Below are 21,255 nucleotides of genomic sequence, written 5' to 3' on the forward strand. Positions count from 1 at the left end.
TCACTCATTATCTATCAACCACCTTCACCGATGCTTCATGTGCCAGATTCACATTTCCCGTCACAATGACCGTATCGCCTTCTTTCAGGGCATCGTCGGCCATACTATAGCTTTCCGCATTCTCCAGACCGGTCTGCACATAGTTCCACTGCGCCTTTCCGTCTTTCAGGGTAAACACCACCTGCTTGCCCGAACGCAACACCACGGCACTCTTCGGGATTACAAGCTGTCCGCCCAGAGAGCGGTGCACGTTCACCCTCACGTTCATCCCACTGAACAGCCGTCCCTTGCCATTGACGGCAGCCTTCACCTTAACCATCCCCTTGTCATCCACCAGAGGATTGATTTGGGTGATGCGCCCCTCCTGCCTAAAGCCGGCATCCGAATAAGGGGTAACAATCACCTTGTCGCCACTCTTTATCAACGGCAGTTCGCTTTCCAGCACCGTGAAGTCCACCTCCATACCTTGAGTACCGATAATGGAGCAGAAGGCTTCCGAGGTACTTGCCTCGTTGAACGGTTTGGAGAACAGGTTCGCCACTACCCCGTCAAAAGGCGCAACCAGCGTGGCGTGTTCCTCTTCATACGCGGCAAGCTCATACTGGGCGAGGCTCTGGTCGTAACCGCTCCTCACGCGGGCCAGCTTCATGATGTCAGCAGGTACTTTGGAGGCATCCCCCACCGGATAGCCTTGCCCTATCAATACATCCTGCAACTCAAGTTCCGCTTTTTCCAAGGCATCCTTGGCCTGCGCGGTCTTGTTCTTCAGGCGGAACTTATCCAGTTCGGCAAGTTTCTGCCCTTTGCGCACCGGGTCACCGTTCTTCACGTAGATGTGTGCCACTACACCGGTGGTCTCAAAACGCAAATCCGCCATGGCACCGGCGGTAACTTTTCCGTTGCTCACCAGTTCATGCTCAAAGGTCGCCCGCTTCAGGACTTTCACGGTCACTTCATTGCTTTCACTTGGCAGGACGGTTGCCACCCCTTCCTCGGACTCTTTTCCCTTTCCGGCATCGGAGCAGGCGGCAAGCAGGGCAACGGCCATGCATAGCAGGTATCGATAGTTCTGTGTCTTCATATTCATACTCAATTATAAATTGATAAAATTAATCGTTTCAAAAAAACGAACCGATATTTGCATGTGGACACTTTTTTCATAGCACTTTAGCAATTAGTTCGCTCATTATTAACACTTTCCGTTTTTATTCATTTTTTTTGATATGGACAAAAATAAGCTGAATCTTTTTTATTTCCTCCCTCATCTGTCGTATTGCCGTAGAATGCACTTTCGGCTCTTTCGTCAATACCATCCGCTTCATTTTTTCAAACTTGTCCGATTGTCTGAATCCTGGTTCCGCATAAAGCTTCGCAAGCAGATAATAGGGGTAAATACGCCCCGGCAAACGATGGGTGGAACGGATAAACCAGTCTTCCGCTGATAAGCAGTCACCCATCTGCTGATAGTTCTTGCCTATCACATTCAGTATCATGGGGTCACAACTACGCAGTAAAGCTTCTTTCAAAATACGGTTGGATTTACCGAACTGCTGCTGCTTGTGCAATCCATGCCCATATTCGAACAAGAAAGATGCCCGGTCCCTCAACAGAGGATAAAGGCGCCCGTACTCTTTCTCTGCCGATTGATACGCACCTGCACTATACAACACACGCGCATTCATCCACTCCCGGCAAGCCTGCTCCACTCGCAAGTCATTCTTCAGGCGAAAACCGCCAATGATGCCTACTAATACAGCCACCCCCAACCATTGCCAACGGTCGGCACCGAACAAGCACGCTACAAGCAATCCTCCAAATGTAACGATAAATACCGGAAGTTGTAGCGGATAGGAGGAAAAAGAGAATATCATCAAAGAAAGAATAGCCCCACAGATACCATAACGTCCTTTACGGACTCCCCTATACAAACACAGCACGACCACAACCAATAGACATACAGCCAAAGGAATGCCCAGTTCGACCGCAGCCTGCAGATATTCATTGAATGCATATTCTGGACTTCCCGCCACACGTTCCTCCCACGGTTCATAATCACCTGCTGCAAAATAAGTTTCCTGCGCATTTCCATAGGCTGCTGCGAAATTATGAATCCCATATCCGGTCAACGGCTTTTCTGCAATGGCACGACAAGTTATCTTCCACATGAAAAGACGGCCACGTACAGAATCGGGTTTCAAGACAAACAGTAAATAGCCCGCCAATAGCAAGACACAGAATCCACCGACCACTACCATCACCACACGCTGCCTTTGCTGCTGCCATAATAATCTGAACTTATCCGTCCAATCCATATGCCAAGCATATACACACAGACAGGAAACTCCTGCCGCCAACCATGCCGAACGGCTCATTCCTGCCGGAAGCACACAAAAGATAAGCAGCATCACGCCACCGGCAACCATAGCTCCAACTTTATCCATCACCTTTTTCCATCCTTTCCCGTCATTCCGGTCAGAGCAGAGAATCTCCCCCCTCTTGGTCAGCCATTGATGCAGACAGACCGGAAGTATCATGGCCAAATAGCCGGAATAAGGCCCCGGATTGAAGAAAGAACCTGTCAATACATACAAGGAATGGTTGGACACAGCATAACCATAAAGCTGCCTCAATCCCCAAACAGCCTCAATGCCCCCCAGCATTACCAATACCCACGAAACCGGTATAAAAAGAAAATACCTTTTTTCCATCATCAATCCAGCCATCAACAGACATCCTGCAACTACCAATGCACTTTTATCGAAATAGAGCCATTGCCCTATAACATCAGCTACAGGAAGTCCGGAAGAAACGTTACATGCCAAAGACAATAAAACTATACAAGCAATGTAGACCAAACTTCCAGTCAATAGATTACGTACATTATTCATTCTATCTATCAAATATTCAATAGTATTCTATAATTCACCAAAAGATTTGTTTCCCGTCTTTATATTCAAAAATCCGTTCATCTTTACCGGCTGTGTGATTCTTCAGATAAAATAAAGCACCTTGAAACCCTGAATAGACAATAGAATCTGACACAGCCATTTGCCGCCCGACAGAATTCCATTTTCCTCCACCCCAATAAAACAATTCATACAAATTACCTTTATAAATAAAATTCACCTCATTACGAGGAGTATACACCACCTTCTCCACACGATGGGGACTTCCAAAGTCCATCCCGGTCCATCCTCCATCCGGATGTATATAATCAAATGAAGTATCCGGATTACCGTCAAATGCGTTCAAATATTCATGTGTATTGTCTTCAAAACTTCCCGGAGTACCTATGATTTCCCCATATAGAGGTATGGTATCTTCCGTATTCTCATAAAAAGCCAGTTCCGAGATATTACAGAAACATCCGTCAGCACCCTTATAGCGCATATACCGATACGGTTTATCAGACTTCAACCGGGCCACAGTATATAGCCGATACGGAGCCTCCTTTATCAAAAGTAGAGTATCCTTCCACCCAAAGTCTGCCCGGTCGCTTCCTTCCACTACTCCCCCAATCATCCGGTCATTGAAAAGAACACTCAAAGTAAGATGGCACTTCCTATACAAGACCAATTCCTGCTTTTCAGCTTCCGGAACAATGAACCGTATCTTTCCGGTTTCACGCTCCAGAAGAAAAGGAGAAGATACTGCAGCGTATTCCTTTCCGTTCCAGGCAGCCAGCGTAAAGACCGCCCCGCCTCCCACATCCTCAAAACGAGCCTCCCGCTTTTTAAAGAAAGTATATCCTATAGGTTGCCATTGTAGTCTGTTGGCAAGGCACAAATACACCATATCCCCCTCACGAAACTGTCCGGAAAGCAAAGAATCCGGAAGAGCTACAGTCCAATTCCTGCTACCGGTATAAAGTGCAGTGACATCGCGGAAGAACGGACGTCGGAATGCCAGGTAAACATCGGAATATTTCCCCAGTTTCCGTACCGCCTCCTTATCAATACTATAGGTTGCCCGGTACATTTTTCCCCTCGAAATGCTATATTCTTCCGCTTTGCTCCATACTTCTTCATAAGGAAGATTTGCAATGTATGCCTTTCCTTCCTTATCCAAAACAAAATTCCAGAAATGAGAGGCATTGTTGTCTCCTAATACCATCACCCTATCTACTCCGCACGGAATGCCCAATGCCCGCAACACATATATCATGGCATCCGTAAACTCTCGGCAACTGCCCGTATGCCATTTCAGTACATCCGGTCCCAAATGAGGCCCCACCGGAAAAAGAGCCGTATTCCGGTAGTTCGCTTTCCGCAACGTATCCATCAACAACTGGGCGGCAACCTTAGGATTATCAGCCTCATCTGTCTTCCTGAATTCATCCAAAATCGGGCTATAGCACTCATAAATTTCTTTGCGCCAGAGAGAAAGCGGCTCATCCCCTATTCTATAAGGCAATATATATTCGCAGAAAGTATCAAAATCAACATGCTTTCCCCAAGGTTGCTCCCGCCAGACTTTGAATGCCCATTCTATATGATTGACCAAAAAAGCGGAATCCACCGTCATAATGTCCCTCTTATAAGTCAATTGATTTATAGAAAATTCTCCATCTGCTCTTTTCAAGGAATCAATCAACTCTTGCACATGCCTGGAATAAGGAAATGAAACGTATTCACTGAAATACTTCCTGTAATTCTCCAAGGCCTTTCCCTCGTAAGCACCATGAAAAGGCATATTCTCTATCAGAAAACAAGCAGCACGATATTTGTCACCGTCCTCTTCCTTGTAACGGTCCAGTACCTTTTGCAACTCCGCACGGTTATCACCGGCAAGATTCAAAGCTGTGTCCAACCACTGATTTTCCGAAGAACAAGCCATAAACAGACCTGCTGTAAACCATACCCATACACACCAATGTTTCATATCACTATTCCATTTTTTTCTATTCCAATCTGAAAGACAATCCAATCAATCCTTACAATCCGATACAAATACCTGCTTACCATCTTCCATATGAAATATCAGTTCTTCTTCTCCACGGGTACTGTCATGCAAATAGAGCAAAGCTCCCGATGGTATCCCGTCATATGGTAGAAAAGGTTTTTCTGCCATTTTCTTCCCCAATGAGTTCCAACAGCCCTCTCCCCAATAGAAGAGTTCATAATAATCCCCTATCCTGACAAAGTTATCATCGTTACGGGGCATATACATAAAATTGTCTATAGTAACAACCTTTCCAAAATCCACCGTTACACTTGCACCGGGTTTTGATGAAATGAAATACGACAACGGTTCATTATCATAGACCTGATAGGCAAAAGTATTTGCTGTGGCTGGAGCATCTCCCCAACTGTCTATAGGGACAATCTCTTCCTCTCCTTTATAAAAATGCATTTCGGCAACTTCCGCATATCCCTCTGCCGAAGAACAAAAACGGGCATAGCGACCCCTTACCGGTTTCTCAAGAATAACGTGATTATAATTGATACCGGGCGTATCTTTCACAGTACACAACAACTCCGCATTTTTAAAATCCTTATCACAAGCCGCCTCAAAATGCCCGTCTTTTATCCCTCCCATATAGTTCCTGATACGTTCCGAAAGAGGGTATTTCCGATACAATTCAGCAGAATAGCACTTGGAGGTATCTGCAACATAAGGATGTATATCCTTGCCATCAAAATAAAAAGGATTTCCAATAGGGCGATACTGCCCGTTTGCGAATGCCAACAATATATAAACCTGCCTCGAAGCCAAATTTCTGAAAAGCGCTTTTCCACTTTCTACCTTAGTAAAATCTATTCCCCGCCACCCATAAGCACTGAACAACCCCACATAAACATAATTCCCGTCCATCCCTTCTACCGGCAGTTCCAGATTCGAATCAAAATAATTATCCGACACTTTTCTTGCAAACACATCCTTAAAAGCAGCCGGTACGGACCGGTTCCGCATAAAATCGCCATCCATGTCCCATTGTCTGCCAAAACACCGGCGGTAAACCACGCTCGGGCGCCGACTGTCAATATAGAAACTTCCCCGTTCCGGCTTCCGGGAAGGGAAAGTAAAAGGAAGGCAGACACCCGTTACATCCCTCACCACATTCCACACATGCCCTTTCCGTGTTTCCGCATTGAAAGTATAGAAATCATAGGCTACCGGGACGCCGATGGCCCGCATCACATAAATCATAAAATCACAAGCATCCTGACACTTGCCGATACGATTATGCAGCAGGTACTCTCCTCCCAAATGCGGATAGTTAAAGACCCATGTAAACCGGTAAGGGTCTTCCTTCTGCAAATACTCCCAAACTACGCTAATCGCCTCCACTACATCGATACCCGTATAAACCTCGTCCAGCAAAAAGGAATAACGGTCATGGTATATCTGCCGCCAGTTGTCCGGAGTCTCATTTCCGATACGATAGGGAAGCAGCCATTCACAGAAATCTGCAAAAGAAAGGGAAGCATTCCACGGACGCTTTTTCCAACCATCAAAAGCCAAATCAATGTTATTTATCAAGAATTCAGCCCTTATATTCAGTACATCCGGTTTTCTCTGCAATCCGGAAGGGGTATAATAATCCCAATCCGGTACGGCAGTATCCTTCAGCATCACCCCATAAGCATCTGCCGAAGCCAGCACTGTTTTCAAAGAATCCAGTTCTTCACCTTCAAGGGCATAGTGATAAGGCATATTTTCTATCAAGAAACAAGCGGCTTTATATTTTTCAGGCTCATCTTTATAATGTTCCAGTACCTTTTCCAGTTCGCCTTTGTTGGTTGCAGCACACTCCAGTGCGTACTCCAATCTGCCGGAAGCATTGCAAGCCTCCAATATCCCGGCAATCAATAATATCCAGAGCAATTTAAACAGAACTTTCATCTTAGTCTATTCTTTTAAAGATACGTTTCCATCTCATTTTTCCAGTATTCGGGCTGACGGACTTCCATACCAGCCATGCCCTTCCCACTATAAATGGTTCCGGCAGTAATCCCCAGTAGCGGGAATCTTTTGAATTCACCATCTTGTCACCCGAAACGAAATAATAGTTCTCACAGAAGCGGTAATTGTGTATCACACTGTCCCCCAGCAGAACCGAATCTCCATGCAATGTCAGTTTCTTTTTCTGTTCCCACTCTATCACGTTCCGATACAGCAACCGTGTTTCCGGATTCATTCCTACCACGCTGCCTTTGGCCGGTATATAAAGAGGCCCAAACTCGCTGATAGTCCACCCATTACAGCCACCATCGGGAAAGCTCTTAAGAACAAGGCCCCGCTCCTCCGTCATGCCCGAAGATATCAATTTACCTAATTCCTCCTGCGCCTGCACATTTCCTGCGATACCATCAAATCCGGACACACGATAATGTGTATTCCTTATCTCCAACGTATCACCCGGCACGGCGATACAGCGCTTCACGTAATACAACATCACGTCCAGCGCAATGCTGTCCCACCTGCCCGGATAAGGAAAATTGAACACCAACACATCATTCCGCTGATAATTTCTCCATCCGGACATACGTTGTATCTTCACCTCCTTTTTCTCCACGGCATCAAGCACATTGAATAGGCGTGCTCCACCCGAACATTTATCCACCAGAATACAATCACCCGCCAGCAACGACGGTTCCATCGAGTCCGACGGTATCTTGAAGGAGGTCACCACAAACACCTGCAATACTATCAGTATCACAACAAGCAGGCACAGACAGAATAATACGTTTGTTATTCCATTCAACCATTTTTTCAATTGCAGCCGCTCCTTCATCCCATCAATCAGTTATTTTGCATCCCCGCTAATCTTCAATACCAACGGAGAAGTTTCTGCATTGCAATATACCGTTATCGTCTTGTCAAAGTGCTCCGGATGTTCAGCTTTATAAACCACTTCCAAATCTATTTCCTTACCCGGTAATGCCGGTTCCTTTGAATAAGCTACGGTAGTACAACCACAAGAAGTAGTAACATCTTGTATAACCAATGGGTTATCTCCGATATTCTTCAAAGTAAAAATTGCCTTTTGTTCTTTCTGCCAATCAAAAACACCTAACAAGATGGAAACTTTGTCCGTGGCAACTTCTGTTTTAATATCCTTACTTTCATTCTCTATTGCTATACTCTCACCTCGAATTATCTTAACATACAACTCTCTTATTTTAGGATTATGAATAGGATTACCGATAGCAAGTACTTTATTATTCCGATTCAATAGAAAAGTTTGAAAAGTCATATCTGAAGGAAAATGATTTAGCTTATTAAAACTATCATTCTCATCCAAACAAATCGGATACTCAAAACTGTCACGTTGAAATATAAAACGTAGTTCAGACTTATCTTTAGGATAAAAGTAAAAAAGGAATGATACTTTATCATGGTTTAGAGAATCCATCTTAAGTATAAAATCTTTCCAATTTTGCAACTGCAATTTACAGCTCGTGCAACCTATAGAATCAATATAAGTTACTATTTTGTAATCACAGTTATCTCCTGAATGCTTTATAGTGTCTTTCCCTTGAATAGTAAACACAGAATTAGGAGGGAATTGTATTTCTTTCCTTCCCACTCTCTCACTAATTGTATAACATGATTCTTTGTTTTGTTCTGACAAGAGGAGAACAGAATCAGTAATACCATAATATACATTGTAAATACAAACCCTTTTTTCATCTCTATGGAAATTTATTTTTTCAGTTCATACACCATTGAAAGATTTATAATACATAACATATAATATTAAACCCACCCTCTTCATTTTTTACAACAGCAAACATCTTTTTATCTTTTTCATTAACTGCAATATGAAACACATCCATATCAAGTAGAAGTTCTTTTATGGGATTACCATCCCAATCAAAGACAAATACAGTTTTCGATTTTCTTTGAACTTCATATATTTTCCCAGCCGAATATAAAGCATACAGATACTTAGGTGTTGGGCACACTTCAATAAAACCATGAATACTTTCTTTGGTTAGACGTGTACTAAACAATTGCCCACCATCCTCTACTACAGATTCACATATAGGATTCCCTAAACGCATCGTTTTTTTAAGTTTAATTTTATTATCAACTATTTCAAAGAAATCCAAGTTAGACGAAAAATTAACAGAATAGGCAAACTCATTTTTATACGGATGCTTTGCCATACATCCTTGATTGGAAAGATATCTAGTTATAGCATTGAAACTACTATCAGCAGCATTATAAACATCTATACCATAATCTAACACACGATTGTTTGCATCAAATATTAAATGCTGATAACGCGCTTCATACATTCCTCCTACTACAAAAATAGAATCATTAATAGTAATAAGCCTCGATATTAGAGCATTCGATATTTTATGCTTCGTCAGACGTGTAGGAGCACCATCAACCACACCACTCCGCAAAGAATCAAGGCTATATTTCATCACTATTCTACTTTGGTCATTATATGTCACTAGACACTTTTTTTCTAAATAGCCACTACTACCAAACATTATTTCCAAAGGACCCTGCCCTATATTTCCAAAACGACCAATCTGTCTACCCGACTGTTGATCGAACAATGTAAAACATTGATTGGAACGTGTATCAAAAACAACCAGATTTTCCTCGTCACATGCAATACCTTCTACACGACCTAAGGAATCTTCACTGATTAGACATTCTTTTCTTTGATTCAAGGAAAACGTTTCAGGAAATAATTCCCCAATTGTTTGAGGTGGTTTATTATTGCAAGCACTTAAAAACACGATGTACAATACTCCCCAAAAGAATCTATTCATTTTATTCATATAGTTTATTTTTAATATATTAGTGTCTGAATTTTCAACCCCATGCCATCATTTAACTAAAGTATAATTATTCTTCAAGATTTTGTATATATCCCCAACTAAGTTAGAGACCCCCAAAAAGGCTCAAAGCACACTTATTGTATTGTAGCATCATGAATGACATGGGATTAGATTCCAGACAAATCCTCTACTATAGTTCTAATTTCAAAAGAATATATACTATAAAATCAGTATCTAACTAGTAGATTTAGAAGAGAAATTATAGGAAAATATATTTCTCTAATCGAACTTGTTTTTATTCTATTAACAAGGCAAAGGAAGTCTCAGTCCATGCACAATACCACCACCTACAATGCGATAACACTCATAACTATATGGACTGCAGCAATAATACCCTCCACTTTCACCACCAGCCAATGCTTCCACATTAGCCAATGTTAAATCAGACAATGTCTCCGATTTCTGATTTGTATAAACACCATATCCTGCAATCGCTACAAATGCTGCAACAAAAGCTATCTTAATCATTTTCTTCATACTATTCTTCAATTTTATTAGTATAAGATTATTCTTTTTTATCATTTACCACAAGCATAATGCTTGCGTACCAGAATCAAGATATAAAAATCTTGGAGAATTCATTTCTTACCATATCTATCGAAATAGCAGAAAACACACTCTGTTTCAATTCAAATTACTATCTTTGCCTCGACCTCCTTTCTTGGTGGGTTACGGAACGGACGGTACGAGATGCACCAACAAAACGTGAACCGTCCGTTCCTCTCCATCCATATTATAGTTTACTTTATTTCATACTATACTCTATTATCGGATCATCTTTATTCACATCCGTTGCCAAGATTATTCCTTTTTGTTCATCTACCGATATGCCATAAACATAATGGTCTAACACATACCTGCAGAGAGGTTCGCCGGTCAGACTAAAAACATAGATATACCGTCCTCCATCCGGCAAATAGACACCTTGCTGTACATTTTGCGCAATTTCCTTAAAAGAGCGCCCATGAAAAACCGCATAGATAGCACTGTCTGTCACTTGGACATCGCTAAATCCCATGATACCCGTAGGAATACCATAACCCTGAGAAATCTTAAACTCCGGTTCACCGTGCGGACCAATGCGTACCACATGCGTACTATCTTTCAAATTAAAGACTTCAAGTACTTCGCCCAACTGGGTAACTGCTGCCAGCACTCCATTTCGGGGATTATAGTCGATGAAGCTACGCCATGCCTGAGCCAATGCAGGACGGGCATTCTGCAAAGCCTCCACGTTGGCTGACGGTATTTGACCGGTTCTGCGCAATAATTTCCCTTGATAGTTTACCCAGCAAAAGCGGCTACTGCCAGATCCGTCCGGAACAATGAAGGTAAAGTCGTCAACCATCACAAAGTCTAAAACGCGAAGCATGTCAGCATCCATATTTATCACTTTCTGAGGAACGATTGAGCAACCCGACGAAGTAAAATCATACTTGGTTAATACGGACTTACCAGCATCAAGTCCCCACAGAGATTGACCATGCCATCGGATATTTTCAGCAGAAAGCATCTCTTCGGGAGCCTCGCCCCGCTTGCCGAACGAAGCAAAATAGCGGAAACCCGGATAGTGGAAAACATGGCAAAAGTAGTCCGTGCCATGCAAATCCATTACCACAGCCTTATCACCCTGCACCCGAACGCGGAACGGATAACGGAACAAAGCGGTGTCCAATGGCTGCACCCTCGCTTTCAGCTCGATTGTTTGTGGAAAATCCATGTAGGCAACAGAAGTTGCTACTTTTTTCTGCGTACAAGAGGAAAAGGACAGTGCGGATAGGCTAATGAGGCAGGCTATAATAAATTTGCACATGAGCTACTCCTTGATTTGTTAAAGGACAAACTATTGAACCACTCCCAAAACATTTGCTATCATCCCCACTCTCACCAGCAGCCAATGCCTCTATATTTTCCAATAGCAAATCATCTAGCTTTTCCGAATGACTAATTTGAACATAGCTTAAAACCGAAATGGCACTAATTGCCAAAGCTCCTAATAACTTCACCTTGCTTTTCATAGTGTTTTTGTTTTTTGTTACACAAGCAAAGATAAAAGGATTATTTTGGCTTTTGCCAGTCTTTATTCGGAAAACGCCCAAAGTTGGGACGTGAAAAAAAGTTCACACCCAACACACCAATATGGGTTAACATTTCATCTACTTGGAGATAACAATTTGATACCCCTTCCTTTCCAGCAGAAGAAGAATCTGAACGGAATCGTCCGCCTCAAAGAGTTTACCCAATAAGCTTATTGCTTTTCTGCGGCGGCTGCCTAAATTCAAATCACTCAATGGCCAACCGCAAATTTCCGCTATTTCATCGTTCGTCAGGAAAAGTTCGGGCGACTTGGCAAAACCAAGTAATAACTTCGCGGCTTGTGGCGTACAAGATACTTTTTCACCTTCATAAGTCAGTGTATGGTTGACGGAATCAAATATATACTTCCCGAACCGGTAAGTGCTCTTTGTCAACGTATCAGCCGTTTTTCTCTTTCTATACTGTTGCCCTCCTATATAAACCGCCAGTCCCAATAGCAGAATGCACAAAATGCAGGATAGTATCTGCAGCACATGGTCTGCCCAATCCACACAGTGCCCAAAATCAGGCAACATATAAGCTGTCAACCTCATTGTGTACATACCGTCCAAATAGTAAGTGCCTAAATCATTCTGTGAAGCAATTATAGTTTCATCTCCAGTAGATAATTCTTGCACAATGCCCTTTCCCATCGGATTAACCTTCAGAAAAAGAGCACACATGGCTCCGCCATACCTATCATTCATCTCAGCTTTCCACTCAAGACAAATCTCTTCCAATGGAAATTTTCCATAATAATTCAACATATCGGCTTTAAACCCTACGAGATCCAACGGGAATAGTCCTTGTGCCTCTTTCAATGAATCTATTATCACTTCAAATTCACCATTTTCTGATATCGCTTTCCTTTTGGTATGCTTCTTACCACTATCAGACCCAAATGCATAGAACATCCCCAGCCCATCAAATTCCCGATTCACGACCCGTTCCGCAACCTTCCGCAGAGTTTCTACAGCAACCTCCTTAGCCACGTCTTGTCCCTGGTTGGCATTATCATATAATGCTACTATCACAGACACTGCCACCACTACAATGGCACATATCCATATCATAAGAATCTTCTTATAGCGTTTCATCTACTCCTTCCTTTCTGTTGCTTATTCATTTCTACCCATGCACTCGAAGAGGCATCCGCTTAATAGCGCCAAAGTTAAACAATAATATAAAGAAAAAAGGAAAATGACTTGAGAAAGAAGGATATAAAATCAAAACAGTTTCTTCTTCTAATCTGCTTTAGCTATTTTCCACCCGCCAATCGTCCGCGTGGAACTGTCAAAATTCACGCCAATTTTTACCACACGCCTGCCGTCTGCCCGGTAAGGGATGGCATACTGCTTGCTGTCAATCTGCGCCAACGCCTCTTCCGGGGTACCGTCGTATTTGAACTCGAAGACATAAACGGCATCCTGCAACTTCACCACCACATCCGCACGGCCTACGGAACTCTTCACTTCCGACTCCACATATTGCCCCATCAACCGGAACAACAAATAGAAAATGGTCTGATAATGCTTTTCGGTCTTGTTATCCAAATCACCCTTCATCAAGTCGCGAAGGAAAGAGACGACGTAGAACGTGTTTTCACGGGGAAAACGATGAACGTATGAAGGAAGCAGGGACTCCGTAAAACCATAACGTACCTCATTATTGGGGTAAGCCAGCTTGTCATTGGCCTCAGCCATCCGCTCAATATCGGGTTTCAACTGTGTCAGCAGTTCTTGCTCGGTAATGCCGCAAAGTGCACTGAAATCGTCGCGCATACTGATATTCTTCAGATTATTCAGTTCGCTGAAGATGCTCAGCTGGCTGAACTTGCTGATGCCCGTGATGAAGAGAAAACGGAGATATTGCCCCAATCCCTTGAGAGGACTGAAGAACTTGCGCATCTCGTTGCGAAGCTGTTGTTGCAAAAGGGCATCGGAATTACTGTCAAGCAGAGAAGCAAGCAATTGGGAAAATCAAATTAAATTCGTACATTTGTGCCAATCAAAACCCTGATTGCCATGTACGAAAGGCCCAAGCGCAAGCGTATTCCCTACGGAATGATGAACTTTATCGATGTCCGCGAAGACAATTGTTACTACGTGGACAAAACCCGTTTTATCCCCATGATAGAGGATGCCAACAAGTACTTCTTCTACATCCGTCCACGGCGGTTCGGCAAAAGTCTCACCATCTCCATGCTGCACCACTACTATGACGTGCGCGACAAGGCGAATTTCGAAAAATAGTACGGCGGACTCTACATCGGCGAGCATCCCACGGAGGAGCGAAACTCCTACCTCGTGATTTACCTGAACTTCGCCGTAGTGAATGCCGAGCTGCACAGCTACCGCCAATCGCTCGACGCGCATTACAACACCGAATTCGACTTCTTCTGTGACGTATATGCCGAGTATCTGCCCAAAGACATCAAGGAGAAGATGAACGAGAAGCAGGGAGCCGTGGAGCAATTGGACTACCTCTACAAGGAGTGCTATAAAGCAGGTCAGCAAATCTTCCTCTTCATCGACGAGTACGACCACTTCACCAACAAGATACTGTCCGAACCCGCCTGCCTGGACGGCTACAAGAGCGAAACGCACGGTACGGGCTATCTGCGCAGCTTCTTCGACACCGTGAAGGCGGGTACCTACTCCTCCATCAAGCGGTGTTTCGTCACCGGTGTAAGCCCCGTAACGATGGACGACCTGACCAGCGGATTCAACATCGGCACCAACTACTCCCTCTCCCCCGAATTCAACGAGCTGACCGGATTCACGGAAGAGGACGTGCGCGAGATGCTGGCGTATTATTCCACCACCTGCGAGTTCCATCACACGGTGGATGAACTGATTGAACTGATGAAACCGTGGTACGACAACTATTGCTTTGCAGAAGAGACATACGGACGGACATCCATGTTCAACTCTAACATGGTACTCTATTTCATTGACAACTATATCCGAAACGGTGGTAATCTGCCTCGCAACATGATTGAAGAGAACATCCGTGTGGACTACAACAAGCTACGTATGCTCATCCGCAAGGACAAGGAGTTTGCGCACGATGCCTCTGTCATCCAGCCCCTCGTGCAACAAGGCTATGTGACGGGGAACCTGAAAACGGGCTTTCCCGCCGAACAGATTACAGCCCCCGACAACTTCGTCAGCCTGCTGTTCTACTTCGGGATGCTCACCGTCAGTGGAACCTACATGGGAAAAACCAAGCTCACCATTCCTAACCAAGTGGTGCGCGAGCAATTGTTTGCCTACCTGCTGGACACTTACCACGAAAACGATTTAAGCTTTGACAGCTACCAAAAGGATGAACTGGCCTCCCGCCTCGCCTACCTCGGCGAATGACATCCCTACTTCGGCTACATCGCCGACTGCCTGCACCGCTATGCCTCCCAACGGGACAAGCAGAAATGAGAATCTTTCGTACATAGTTTCACCCTCGCCATGACTGCCCCAAACCGCTTCTATCGCCCCGTGTCCGAGCAAGACACCCAAGAGGGATATACCGACCTCTTCCTCATGCCCCTTACCGACATCTATAAGGACATGAAGCACAGCTACATCGTCGAACTGAAATATGCCAAAGGAAAAGAGAGTGACGAAGCGGTGGAAAAGCTCCGCCAAGCAGGCATCGCCCAAACCAACCGGTATGCCGACAGCGAAATGGTGCGGGACGCCGTGAAGCACACCACGCTGCACAAGATTGTGGTGGTATATCGGGGGATGGAGATGGAGATGGTGATGTGCGAGGAGGTGTAGCCGGAATTTATCCCCCCCAAAAAGAAAGCGCAACTTGTTGTTCATCATTCAACAAGCTACGCTTTTTTTATATAGTACTATTATCTGCTTACTTCAGCAAACTTTCCGCATCCAGGTGCTCCGCCTCAATATCCTTGAAGTAGCGGTAAGTACCCACCTTCAATTCTTCGGTAGCCGCATCGTCACAAACGATGATACCCTTTTCGTGCATCTGCAAGGCGCTGATGGTCCACATCTGCATCACGGGACCCTCGACTGCATGATAGAGGGCACGTGCCTTGTTGTGTCCGTTTACGATAATCATTACCTCGCGGGCGCTAAGCACAGTACCCACACCGACGGTCAGGGCAGTCTTGGGAACCTTGTTCACGTCGTTGTCAAAGAAACGGGAGTTGGCAATGATGGTATCGGTAGTCAATGTCTTCTGGCGGGTGCGTGACGCAAGGGAAGAACCTGGCTCGTTGAAAGCAATATGTCCGTCGGGGCCGATACCGCCCATGAAGAGGTCGATGCCGCCGTAGGACTTGATTTTCTCTTCATAGCGTGTACACTCGGCATCCAGGTCGGCAGCGTTGCCGTTCAGGATATTGGTGTTCTCCGGCTTGATGTCTATATGGCTGAAGAAGTTGTTCCACATAAAGGAATAGTAGCTTTCGGGATGTTCCTTGGGCAAACCTACATACTCGTCCATATTGAAAGTCACTACGTTCTGGAAAGACACGATGCCTTTCTTGTTCAGGTCGATAAGTTCCTTGTACATACCCAACGGAGAAGAACCAGTGGGGCATCCCAATACAAACGGTTTTTCAGGTGTCGGATGAGCGGCCTTGATCTTGGCAGCCACATAATGTGCCGCCCACTTTGATACGGATTGATAATCCGGTTGAATGATTAGTCTCATTGTGATTGTTTTATTAGGTTAATAAATTAGGGGTAATTTTCAACTTCAATTCTTAATTCTTTAATTCTTAATTTTCAACTACTTCCTATCCTTCTTCAAACGCTCTGCCATGGCACGTGCCAGGTTTTCGCATTGTTCGTAAGTAATGTCCTTCATGGCCTGCTTCATCTCTACCGGGTCGCCCACAATCTCGAACTTGCTCTTTTCGGCAAACTCGCCCATGCGCTTCACGGCGGCACCCGCCCAGCAGAAGGAGCCGAAGTATCCCAGATAACGTCCCTTCACTTCGCGTACCAGAATCTTGGAAAGCAAGGATTCTATCTCAGGATAAATCTGGTTGCTGTAGGTGGGGCTGCCGATGATAAGTCCGCGATACTTGAAGATATCGGCAATGATATAAGAAGGATTGCTCTTGCTCACATTGTGCATCACGATGTTCTTGATGCCTTGTGCAGAAAGTTCCGCCGCAATGGCTTCCGCCATCTGTTCCGTGTTGCCGTACATGGAACCGTAAGCAATGACCACACCTTCGTCAGCGGCGTAGCGGCTCAACTTGTCGTAGATACCGATAACCTTGGCTATGTTTTCCGTCCACACCGGTCCGTGTGTAGAGCAGATGGTAGAAATGGGCAGACCGCCCAGCTTAGCCAACGCCTTCTGCACCGGAGAGCCGTACTTGCCTACGATGTTAGAATAGTAGCGAACCATCTCATCCCAGTATCTGTCCAGATTGATGCGGGTATCCAGGAACCCTCCGTCCAACGTGCCGAAACAGCCGAAACCGTCACCGGCGAAAAGAACTCCTTCTGTTTCGTCAAAAGTCATCATCGTCTCGGGCCAGTGCACCATCGGGGTCATATAGAAACGGAGCTTATGATGTCCCAAAGCCAGAAAATCCTCGTCTTTCACCATGTATTGTTCGCCCGTCACGCCATAAAAGCCCTCTATCATGCCGAAAGTCTGCTTGTTGCCCACGATGATAATGTCGGGATAATGCTGCTTTATCAGACGAATAGAACCCGAATGGTCCGGTTCCATATGGTTGATGATGAGATATTGGATGGGGCGCTCGCCGATGATATTCTTTATCTTGCGCAGATACACCTCGAAATAGCAGATGTCTACCGTATCGACCAAAGCGACCATTTCGTCGTCTATCAGGTAAGAGTTGTAGGAAACCCCATACGGCAACGGCCACATACCTTCAAACAAATGCTTATTGCGGTCATTCACTCCCACGTAGTGGATTTTTCCTTTTATCACTGTTTTTGGGTTCATAATTATTCTTTATTTAGATTGATTCCATATTTAAAGTTGCGGCAAAAATAATTCTTTTTTCTCACATTTCATACTTCTTTCCCTGATATGCACCGAGTTCTTTCATTCTTTTTTGAACCCGATGATTAAATTCATAATTTTTCAGTCCCCAGTCAGGTGCAATGAGCAGTTCCTTAGGAGACTGGGAGACGAAACGCTCCAGCACCAAGTCCGGCCGCAGATGCTCGATATAGTCTATCACGAGGTCGATATATTCCTCCACACCGAACAGATGAAAATCTTCAGGATGCTGCCGGTACTCCAGAGCCATGCGGGTACCCCTTATCAGTTGCAACTGGTGCATCTTCAAGGTAGTGAGTGGCAGGCGGGACAATACACCGGCTTGTGCCACGATGCTTTCGTGCGTCTCGCCCGGCAGTCCGAGGATGACATGCCCACCGGTCAGGATTCCGCGTGAAGCGGTTCTTTCCACCGCATCGGCGGCGGCATGAAAAGTATGCCCGCGGTTGATGCGGCAAAGTGTCTTGTCGTCGGTACTCTCTATGCCGTACTCCACTAAGAGGAATGTATGCCGGTTCATCTCCTCCAGATAGTCCAGCAGGCTGTCGGGCATACAGTCCGGACGGGTGCCGATAACCAGGCCCACCACTCCGTCTGCCGACAAGGCCTCCTCGTATTTCCGCTTCAGGTCTTCCAATTCGCCATACGTGTTGGTATAGGCCTGGAAATAGGCGAGATACTTCATCTCCGGATATTTGTGTGCAAAGAACTGCTTGCCCTCTTCCAGCTGGCGGGTAATGGATTTCTCCGTACGGCAATAATCGGGGTTGAAGGTCTGGTTGTTGCAATAGGTGCAACCGCCGACTCCTTTGTTTCCATCCCGGTTGGGGCACGTAAAACCGGCATTCAGCGATATTTTCTGTACCTTATAGGGAAAATATCGCTTCAGAAAAAGAGGGAACTCATTATAGAGCGTAGATTTGGTTTCCATACATATTCCTTATGTAAGTGACAAATATAGGATTTTTCCGTGGGATGAACCTGCAAAAACAAGAATACTTTCCACTTAATTTGTTAACGAACATAAAACAAAGAATTTCCGCCTGCACTAAAAAATGTTTCATCTACTGATATATAACTAATTAATTGAGAAAGAGTACATCCAAGCTCAATTACATTAAACACAATTTAGTGATTAGACACTCTTTTTACACACAATTTCCTCAGTTTATACTCCTCAAGAATGAAATAAATTCATAGCTTTGCATACAACCTTAATGAATCAACCTATAAATACTATAACACCATGGCAACAATCGCATTGGACATAGGCGGCACAAAAATAGCCAGCGCCATTTTCTTTCCGGACGGAAGCATGATGTTTAACCGCAAACGGCTCCTGAAAGGAAGAACCGGTCACGAAGTGGGCAAGCTCGCCGCGGATATCCTCGCCAAACTTCTTACCGTAGCACGCAGAAGCCGTATACACATCGACGGAATAGGTGTCTGCATCCCCGGTATCGTTTACTCCCAAACCAACCGGGTATGGGCCCCCAACATACCGGGCTGGGATAACTACCCCCTCTATGAGGAGCTGCGCAGTGTAACGCCTCCGGGCATCGAAATATACATCGACAGCGACCGTACCTGCTATATGTATGGAGAGATGTGGCAAGGTGCCGCCAAAGAATGTCACAGTGCCATATTCATTGCTGTGGGAACCGGTATCGGTGCCGGCATCATCATCGACGGACACGTGTTGCACGGAGCCAACGACATTATCGGCGCCACCGGCTGGATGGCCCTGCAACCTCCCTATCGGGAAGAGTATGACGCATGCGGATGTTTCGAATATTACGCTTCCGGCAATGGTATCGGGGCACGGGTACGCGATGCCGTACGCGCCAACAAGGCATACAAAGGGAAACTGCGCCAGAAACCCATCTGCCGCATATCGGCCTATGATGTGTTCAGTGCCTATAATGAAAAAGACCCTATCGCCATCTCCGTATTGCACAAAGCCGTCGAGATGTGGGGCATGGCTTCCGCAAATCTGGTCAGCCTGCTCAACCCGCAGAAGATAATTTGGGGCGGAGGCGTCTTCGGCCCTGCCGGTATCTTTATAGATGACATTTACAAGGAAGCCTGCAAATGGGCGCAACCGCTCAGCATCAAGCAGGTGGAATTTGTACCTTCTCAGTTGTCCGGTAATGCCGGACTGATAGGAGCAGCGTTTCTTGCCATCAAAAATCACTTGTATGAGTAACAGTTATCACAAGAATCTCGTATTCACGGCAGCGTGCATCGGGATGTGTTTCTTCGGAGTCTCCATGATTACATTGGGAGCAGTGTTGCCATCCCTCATAGCCAAGCTGAATCTGAGCGGGTTGCAGACAACCTCACTGGCCACTTTCCTGCCGCTGGGCATGCTGGCCGGTTCCCTGATTTTCGGTCCCATCGTAGACCGGTTCGGACATAAAGCCCTGCTGGTGCCCAGCTGCATCATCGTACTGCTGGGGATGGAAGGACTTGCCTTCTTTGAAAGTGTGCCATTACTGCAAGCTTCCATCGTCGGCATCGGCTTGGGCGGAGGCATCCTCAACGGAGAAACCAATGCATTGGTATCCGATATCTCGGGAGAATCCGAGAAAGGGTCGCGTCTCAGCTTTCTGGGCATGTTCTACGGACTGGGCGCATTGGGCATACCGATGTTGCTGGGCTCCCTTTCCAAGCATTATTCATTCGAAACCATCTTGCTGGGAATTGGTGTAGTGATGCTTGCGGGCATTATATTCTGCATCCCCGTACGCTTCCCCGCCCCTAAGCAGGCACAAGGTTTCCCGGTAAAAGAGGGATTGGGACTGCTGAAAGAAAGCAGCTTACTGCTACTCAGCTTCATTCTTTTTTTCCAAAGCGGCATTGAGGGTGTCTGCAACAATTGGTCCACAAGTTACTTTGGGCAGATGACGGATATTCCGGCCAATCAGGCATTGATTGCACTGACCTGCATGGTAGCGGGACTGACCGTGGCACGTATGGTGCAGGTTGCGATATTCAAGAAGATAAAACCGGAAACCGTACTGCCCTACAGCCTTACGCTCACTGCCATAGGATTCTGTTTCCTTATGTTCTCGCCGGGTTTTGCACGCGCAGCAGTCGGCATGGTGCTGGTAGGTATGGGGCTGTCGGCCACGTATCCCGTGATACTCAGCATTCTTGGAAGCCGGTACCCGTCCTTATCGGGAACAGCATTCAGCGTGGCGCTTGCCATAGCCCTCATTGGCCAGACTGCAATGAATGGCCTGATGGGAATGGTTTCCCAATACACCAATGGCATCGGGCTTTATCCTTATCTGATGATTACCTCACTTGCCGTCATGCTCCTTTTGTATAAACGCTCACTCAAATAAAT

The 21,255-nt window shown here is 45.4% G+C and carries 15 protein-coding genes and 3 pseudogenes; 3 read left to right on the forward strand and 15 right to left on the reverse strand.

Annotation, left to right across the window (positions count from 1 at the left end; all coding sequences use genetic code 11):
* Positions 1-7: 7 nt before the first annotated feature.
* The 12 genes and pseudogenes from HUX74_RS05170 to HUX74_RS05225 all read right to left on the reverse strand — a co-directional run.
* Complete coding sequence (locus HUX74_RS05170; protein WP_034529001.1) at positions 8-1,081, reverse strand: efflux RND transporter periplasmic adaptor subunit; 1,074 nt, start codon at positions 1,079-1,081, stop codon at positions 8-10.
* Positions 1,082-1,205: 124 nt separating this feature from the next.
* The gene (locus HUX74_RS05175) at positions 1,206-2,888 is read right to left on the reverse strand and encodes an O-antigen ligase family protein (RefSeq protein ID WP_174646320.1); all 1,683 of its coding nucleotides are present in this window, start codon (positions 2,886-2,888) and stop codon (positions 1,206-1,208) included.
* Between the two features lie 34 nt (positions 2,889-2,922).
* Positions 2,923-4,881 carry a transglutaminase domain-containing protein gene (locus HUX74_RS05180; protein WP_174646321.1) on the reverse strand — a complete coding sequence of 653 codons (1,959 nt, stop codon included), beginning with the start codon at positions 4,879-4,881 and terminating at the stop codon, positions 2,923-2,925.
* A 45-nt stretch (positions 4,882-4,926) separates the two neighbouring features.
* On the reverse strand, positions 4,927-6,846 hold the full coding sequence (locus tag HUX74_RS05185) for a hypothetical protein (RefSeq protein ID WP_120137165.1): 1,920 nt from the start codon (positions 6,844-6,846) through the stop codon (positions 4,927-4,929).
* A gap of 1 nt (position 6,847) precedes the next feature.
* Positions 6,848-7,738, reverse strand: coding sequence for a signal peptidase I (gene lepB, locus HUX74_RS05190; RefSeq protein ID WP_117599349.1), 891 nt, complete (start codon positions 7,736-7,738; stop codon positions 6,848-6,850).
* A gap of 12 nt (positions 7,739-7,750) precedes the next feature.
* Positions 7,751-8,637, reverse strand: a pseudogene (locus HUX74_RS05195) (DUF1573 domain-containing protein).
* A 44-nt stretch (positions 8,638-8,681) separates the two neighbouring features.
* Positions 8,682-9,749 (reverse strand): BF3164 family lipoprotein, encoded by a 1,068-nt coding sequence (locus HUX74_RS05200; RefSeq protein ID WP_117652466.1) that lies wholly within the window; start codon positions 9,747-9,749, stop codon positions 8,682-8,684.
* A 303-nt stretch (positions 9,750-10,052) separates the two neighbouring features.
* Complete coding sequence (locus HUX74_RS05205; protein ID WP_009037139.1) at positions 10,053-10,286, reverse strand: NVEALA domain-containing protein; 234 nt, start codon at positions 10,284-10,286, stop codon at positions 10,053-10,055.
* Between the two features lie 268 nt (positions 10,287-10,554).
* Complete coding sequence (locus HUX74_RS05210; protein WP_174646322.1) at positions 10,555-11,622, reverse strand: BF3164 family lipoprotein; 1,068 nt, start codon at positions 11,620-11,622, stop codon at positions 10,555-10,557.
* A complete protein-coding gene (locus HUX74_RS05215) occupies positions 11,591-11,827 on the reverse strand; it encodes an NVEALA domain-containing protein (RefSeq protein ID WP_034525331.1) in 237 nt (78 codons plus the stop codon). The genes HUX74_RS05210 and HUX74_RS05215 overlap by 32 nt, the downstream gene beginning before the upstream one ends.
* 138 nt (positions 11,828-11,965) lie before the next feature.
* Positions 11,966-12,958 (reverse strand): DNA-binding response regulator, encoded by a 993-nt coding sequence (locus HUX74_RS05220; protein ID WP_254592831.1) that lies wholly within the window; start codon positions 12,956-12,958, stop codon positions 11,966-11,968.
* A 171-nt stretch (positions 12,959-13,129) separates the two neighbouring features.
* Positions 13,130-13,849 (reverse strand): annotated as a pseudogene (locus HUX74_RS05225) (AAA family ATPase); the annotation flags it as partial.
* Between the two features lie 60 nt (positions 13,850-13,909).
* Here HUX74_RS05225 and HUX74_RS20670 point away from each other — a divergent pair.
* Positions 13,910-15,664 (forward strand): annotated as a pseudogene (locus tag HUX74_RS20670) (AAA family ATPase).
* Between the two features lie 88 nt (positions 15,665-15,752).
* On the opposite strand, the gene nagB reads toward HUX74_RS20670, so the two are convergent.
* From nagB to HUX74_RS05255, 3 genes are all read right to left on the reverse strand, one after another.
* Complete coding sequence (nagB, locus tag HUX74_RS05245; RefSeq protein ID WP_174646324.1) at positions 15,753-16,565, reverse strand: glucosamine-6-phosphate deaminase; 813 nt, start codon at positions 16,563-16,565, stop codon at positions 15,753-15,755.
* A 78-nt stretch (positions 16,566-16,643) separates the two neighbouring features.
* Positions 16,644-17,843, reverse strand: coding sequence for an FprA family A-type flavoprotein (locus HUX74_RS05250; RefSeq protein WP_117713608.1), 1,200 nt, complete (start codon positions 17,841-17,843; stop codon positions 16,644-16,646).
* Between the two features lie 61 nt (positions 17,844-17,904).
* Positions 17,905-18,834 carry a TIGR01212 family radical SAM protein gene (locus HUX74_RS05255; protein ID WP_016274105.1) on the reverse strand — a complete coding sequence of 310 codons (930 nt, stop codon included), beginning with the start codon at positions 18,832-18,834 and terminating at the stop codon, positions 17,905-17,907.
* 315 nt (positions 18,835-19,149) lie between these two features.
* Here HUX74_RS05255 and HUX74_RS05260 point away from each other — a divergent pair, with 315 nt between their 5' ends.
* Together HUX74_RS05260 and HUX74_RS05265 are read left to right on the forward strand one after the other, a co-directional pair.
* Positions 19,150-20,109, forward strand: a complete 960-nt coding sequence (locus HUX74_RS05260) for an ROK family protein (RefSeq protein WP_117599342.1) — start codon at positions 19,150-19,152, stop codon at positions 20,107-20,109.
* A complete protein-coding gene (locus HUX74_RS05265) occupies positions 20,102-21,253 on the forward strand; it encodes a sugar MFS transporter (RefSeq protein ID WP_174646325.1) in 1,152 nt (383 codons plus the stop codon). Before HUX74_RS05260 ends, HUX74_RS05265 begins: the two co-directional genes overlap by 8 nt.
* Positions 21,254-21,255 lie beyond the last annotated feature (2 nt).

The sequence above is a fragment of the Bacteroides sp. Marseille-P8574 genome (assembly GCF_902825465.1).
GTDB classification, from domain to species: Bacteria; Bacteroidota; Bacteroidia; order Bacteroidales; family Bacteroidaceae; genus Bacteroides; species Bacteroides uniformis.

What these genes read in the sequence shown, in the direction of transcription:
- HUX74_RS05255 (WP_016274105.1), bottom strand. Translation starts at nt 18,834, where the DNA reads ATGGAAACCAAATCTACGCTCTATAATGAGTTCCCTCTTTTTCTGAAG.
- HUX74_RS05220 (WP_254592831.1), bottom strand. Translation starts at nt 12,958, where the DNA reads ATGATATGGATATGTGCCATTGTAGTGGTGGCAGTGTCTGTGATAGTA.
- HUX74_RS05185 (WP_120137165.1), bottom strand. Translation starts at nt 6,846, where the DNA reads ATGAAAGTTCTGTTTAAATTGCTCTGGATATTATTGATTGCCGGGATA.
- HUX74_RS05175 (WP_174646320.1), bottom strand. Translation starts at nt 2,888, where the DNA reads ATGAATAATGTACGTAATCTATTGACTGGAAGTTTGGTCTACATTGCT.
- HUX74_RS05200 (WP_117652466.1), bottom strand. Translation starts at nt 9,749, where the DNA reads ATGAATAAAATGAATAGATTCTTTTGGGGAGTATTGTACATCGTGTTT.
- lepB (WP_117599349.1), bottom strand. Translation starts at nt 7,738, where the DNA reads ATGAAGGAGCGGCTGCAATTGAAAAAATGGTTGAATGGAATAACAAAC.
- HUX74_RS05205 (WP_009037139.1), bottom strand. Translation starts at nt 10,286, where the DNA reads ATGAAGAAAATGATTAAGATAGCTTTTGTTGCAGCATTTGTAGCGATT.
- HUX74_RS05250 (WP_117713608.1), bottom strand. Translation starts at nt 17,843, where the DNA reads ATGAACCCAAAAACAGTGATAAAAGGAAAAATCCACTACGTGGGAGTG.
- HUX74_RS05260 (WP_117599342.1), top strand. Translation starts at nt 19,150, where the DNA reads ATGGCAACAATCGCATTGGACATAGGCGGCACAAAAATAGCCAGCGCC.
- HUX74_RS05210 (WP_174646322.1), bottom strand. Translation starts at nt 11,622, where the DNA reads ATGTGCAAATTTATTATAGCCTGCCTCATTAGCCTATCCGCACTGTCC.
- HUX74_RS05265 (WP_174646325.1), top strand. Translation starts at nt 20,102, where the DNA reads ATGAGTAACAGTTATCACAAGAATCTCGTATTCACGGCAGCGTGCATC.
- HUX74_RS05180 (WP_174646321.1), bottom strand. Translation starts at nt 4,881, where the DNA reads ATGAAACATTGGTGTGTATGGGTATGGTTTACAGCAGGTCTGTTTATG.
- nagB (WP_174646324.1), bottom strand. Translation starts at nt 16,565, where the DNA reads ATGAGACTAATCATTCAACCGGATTATCAATCCGTATCAAAGTGGGCG.
- HUX74_RS05170 (WP_034529001.1), bottom strand. Translation starts at nt 1,081, where the DNA reads ATGAAGACACAGAACTATCGATACCTGCTATGCATGGCCGTTGCCCTG.
- HUX74_RS05215 (WP_034525331.1), bottom strand. Translation starts at nt 11,827, where the DNA reads ATGAAAAGCAAGGTGAAGTTATTAGGAGCTTTGGCAATTAGTGCCATT.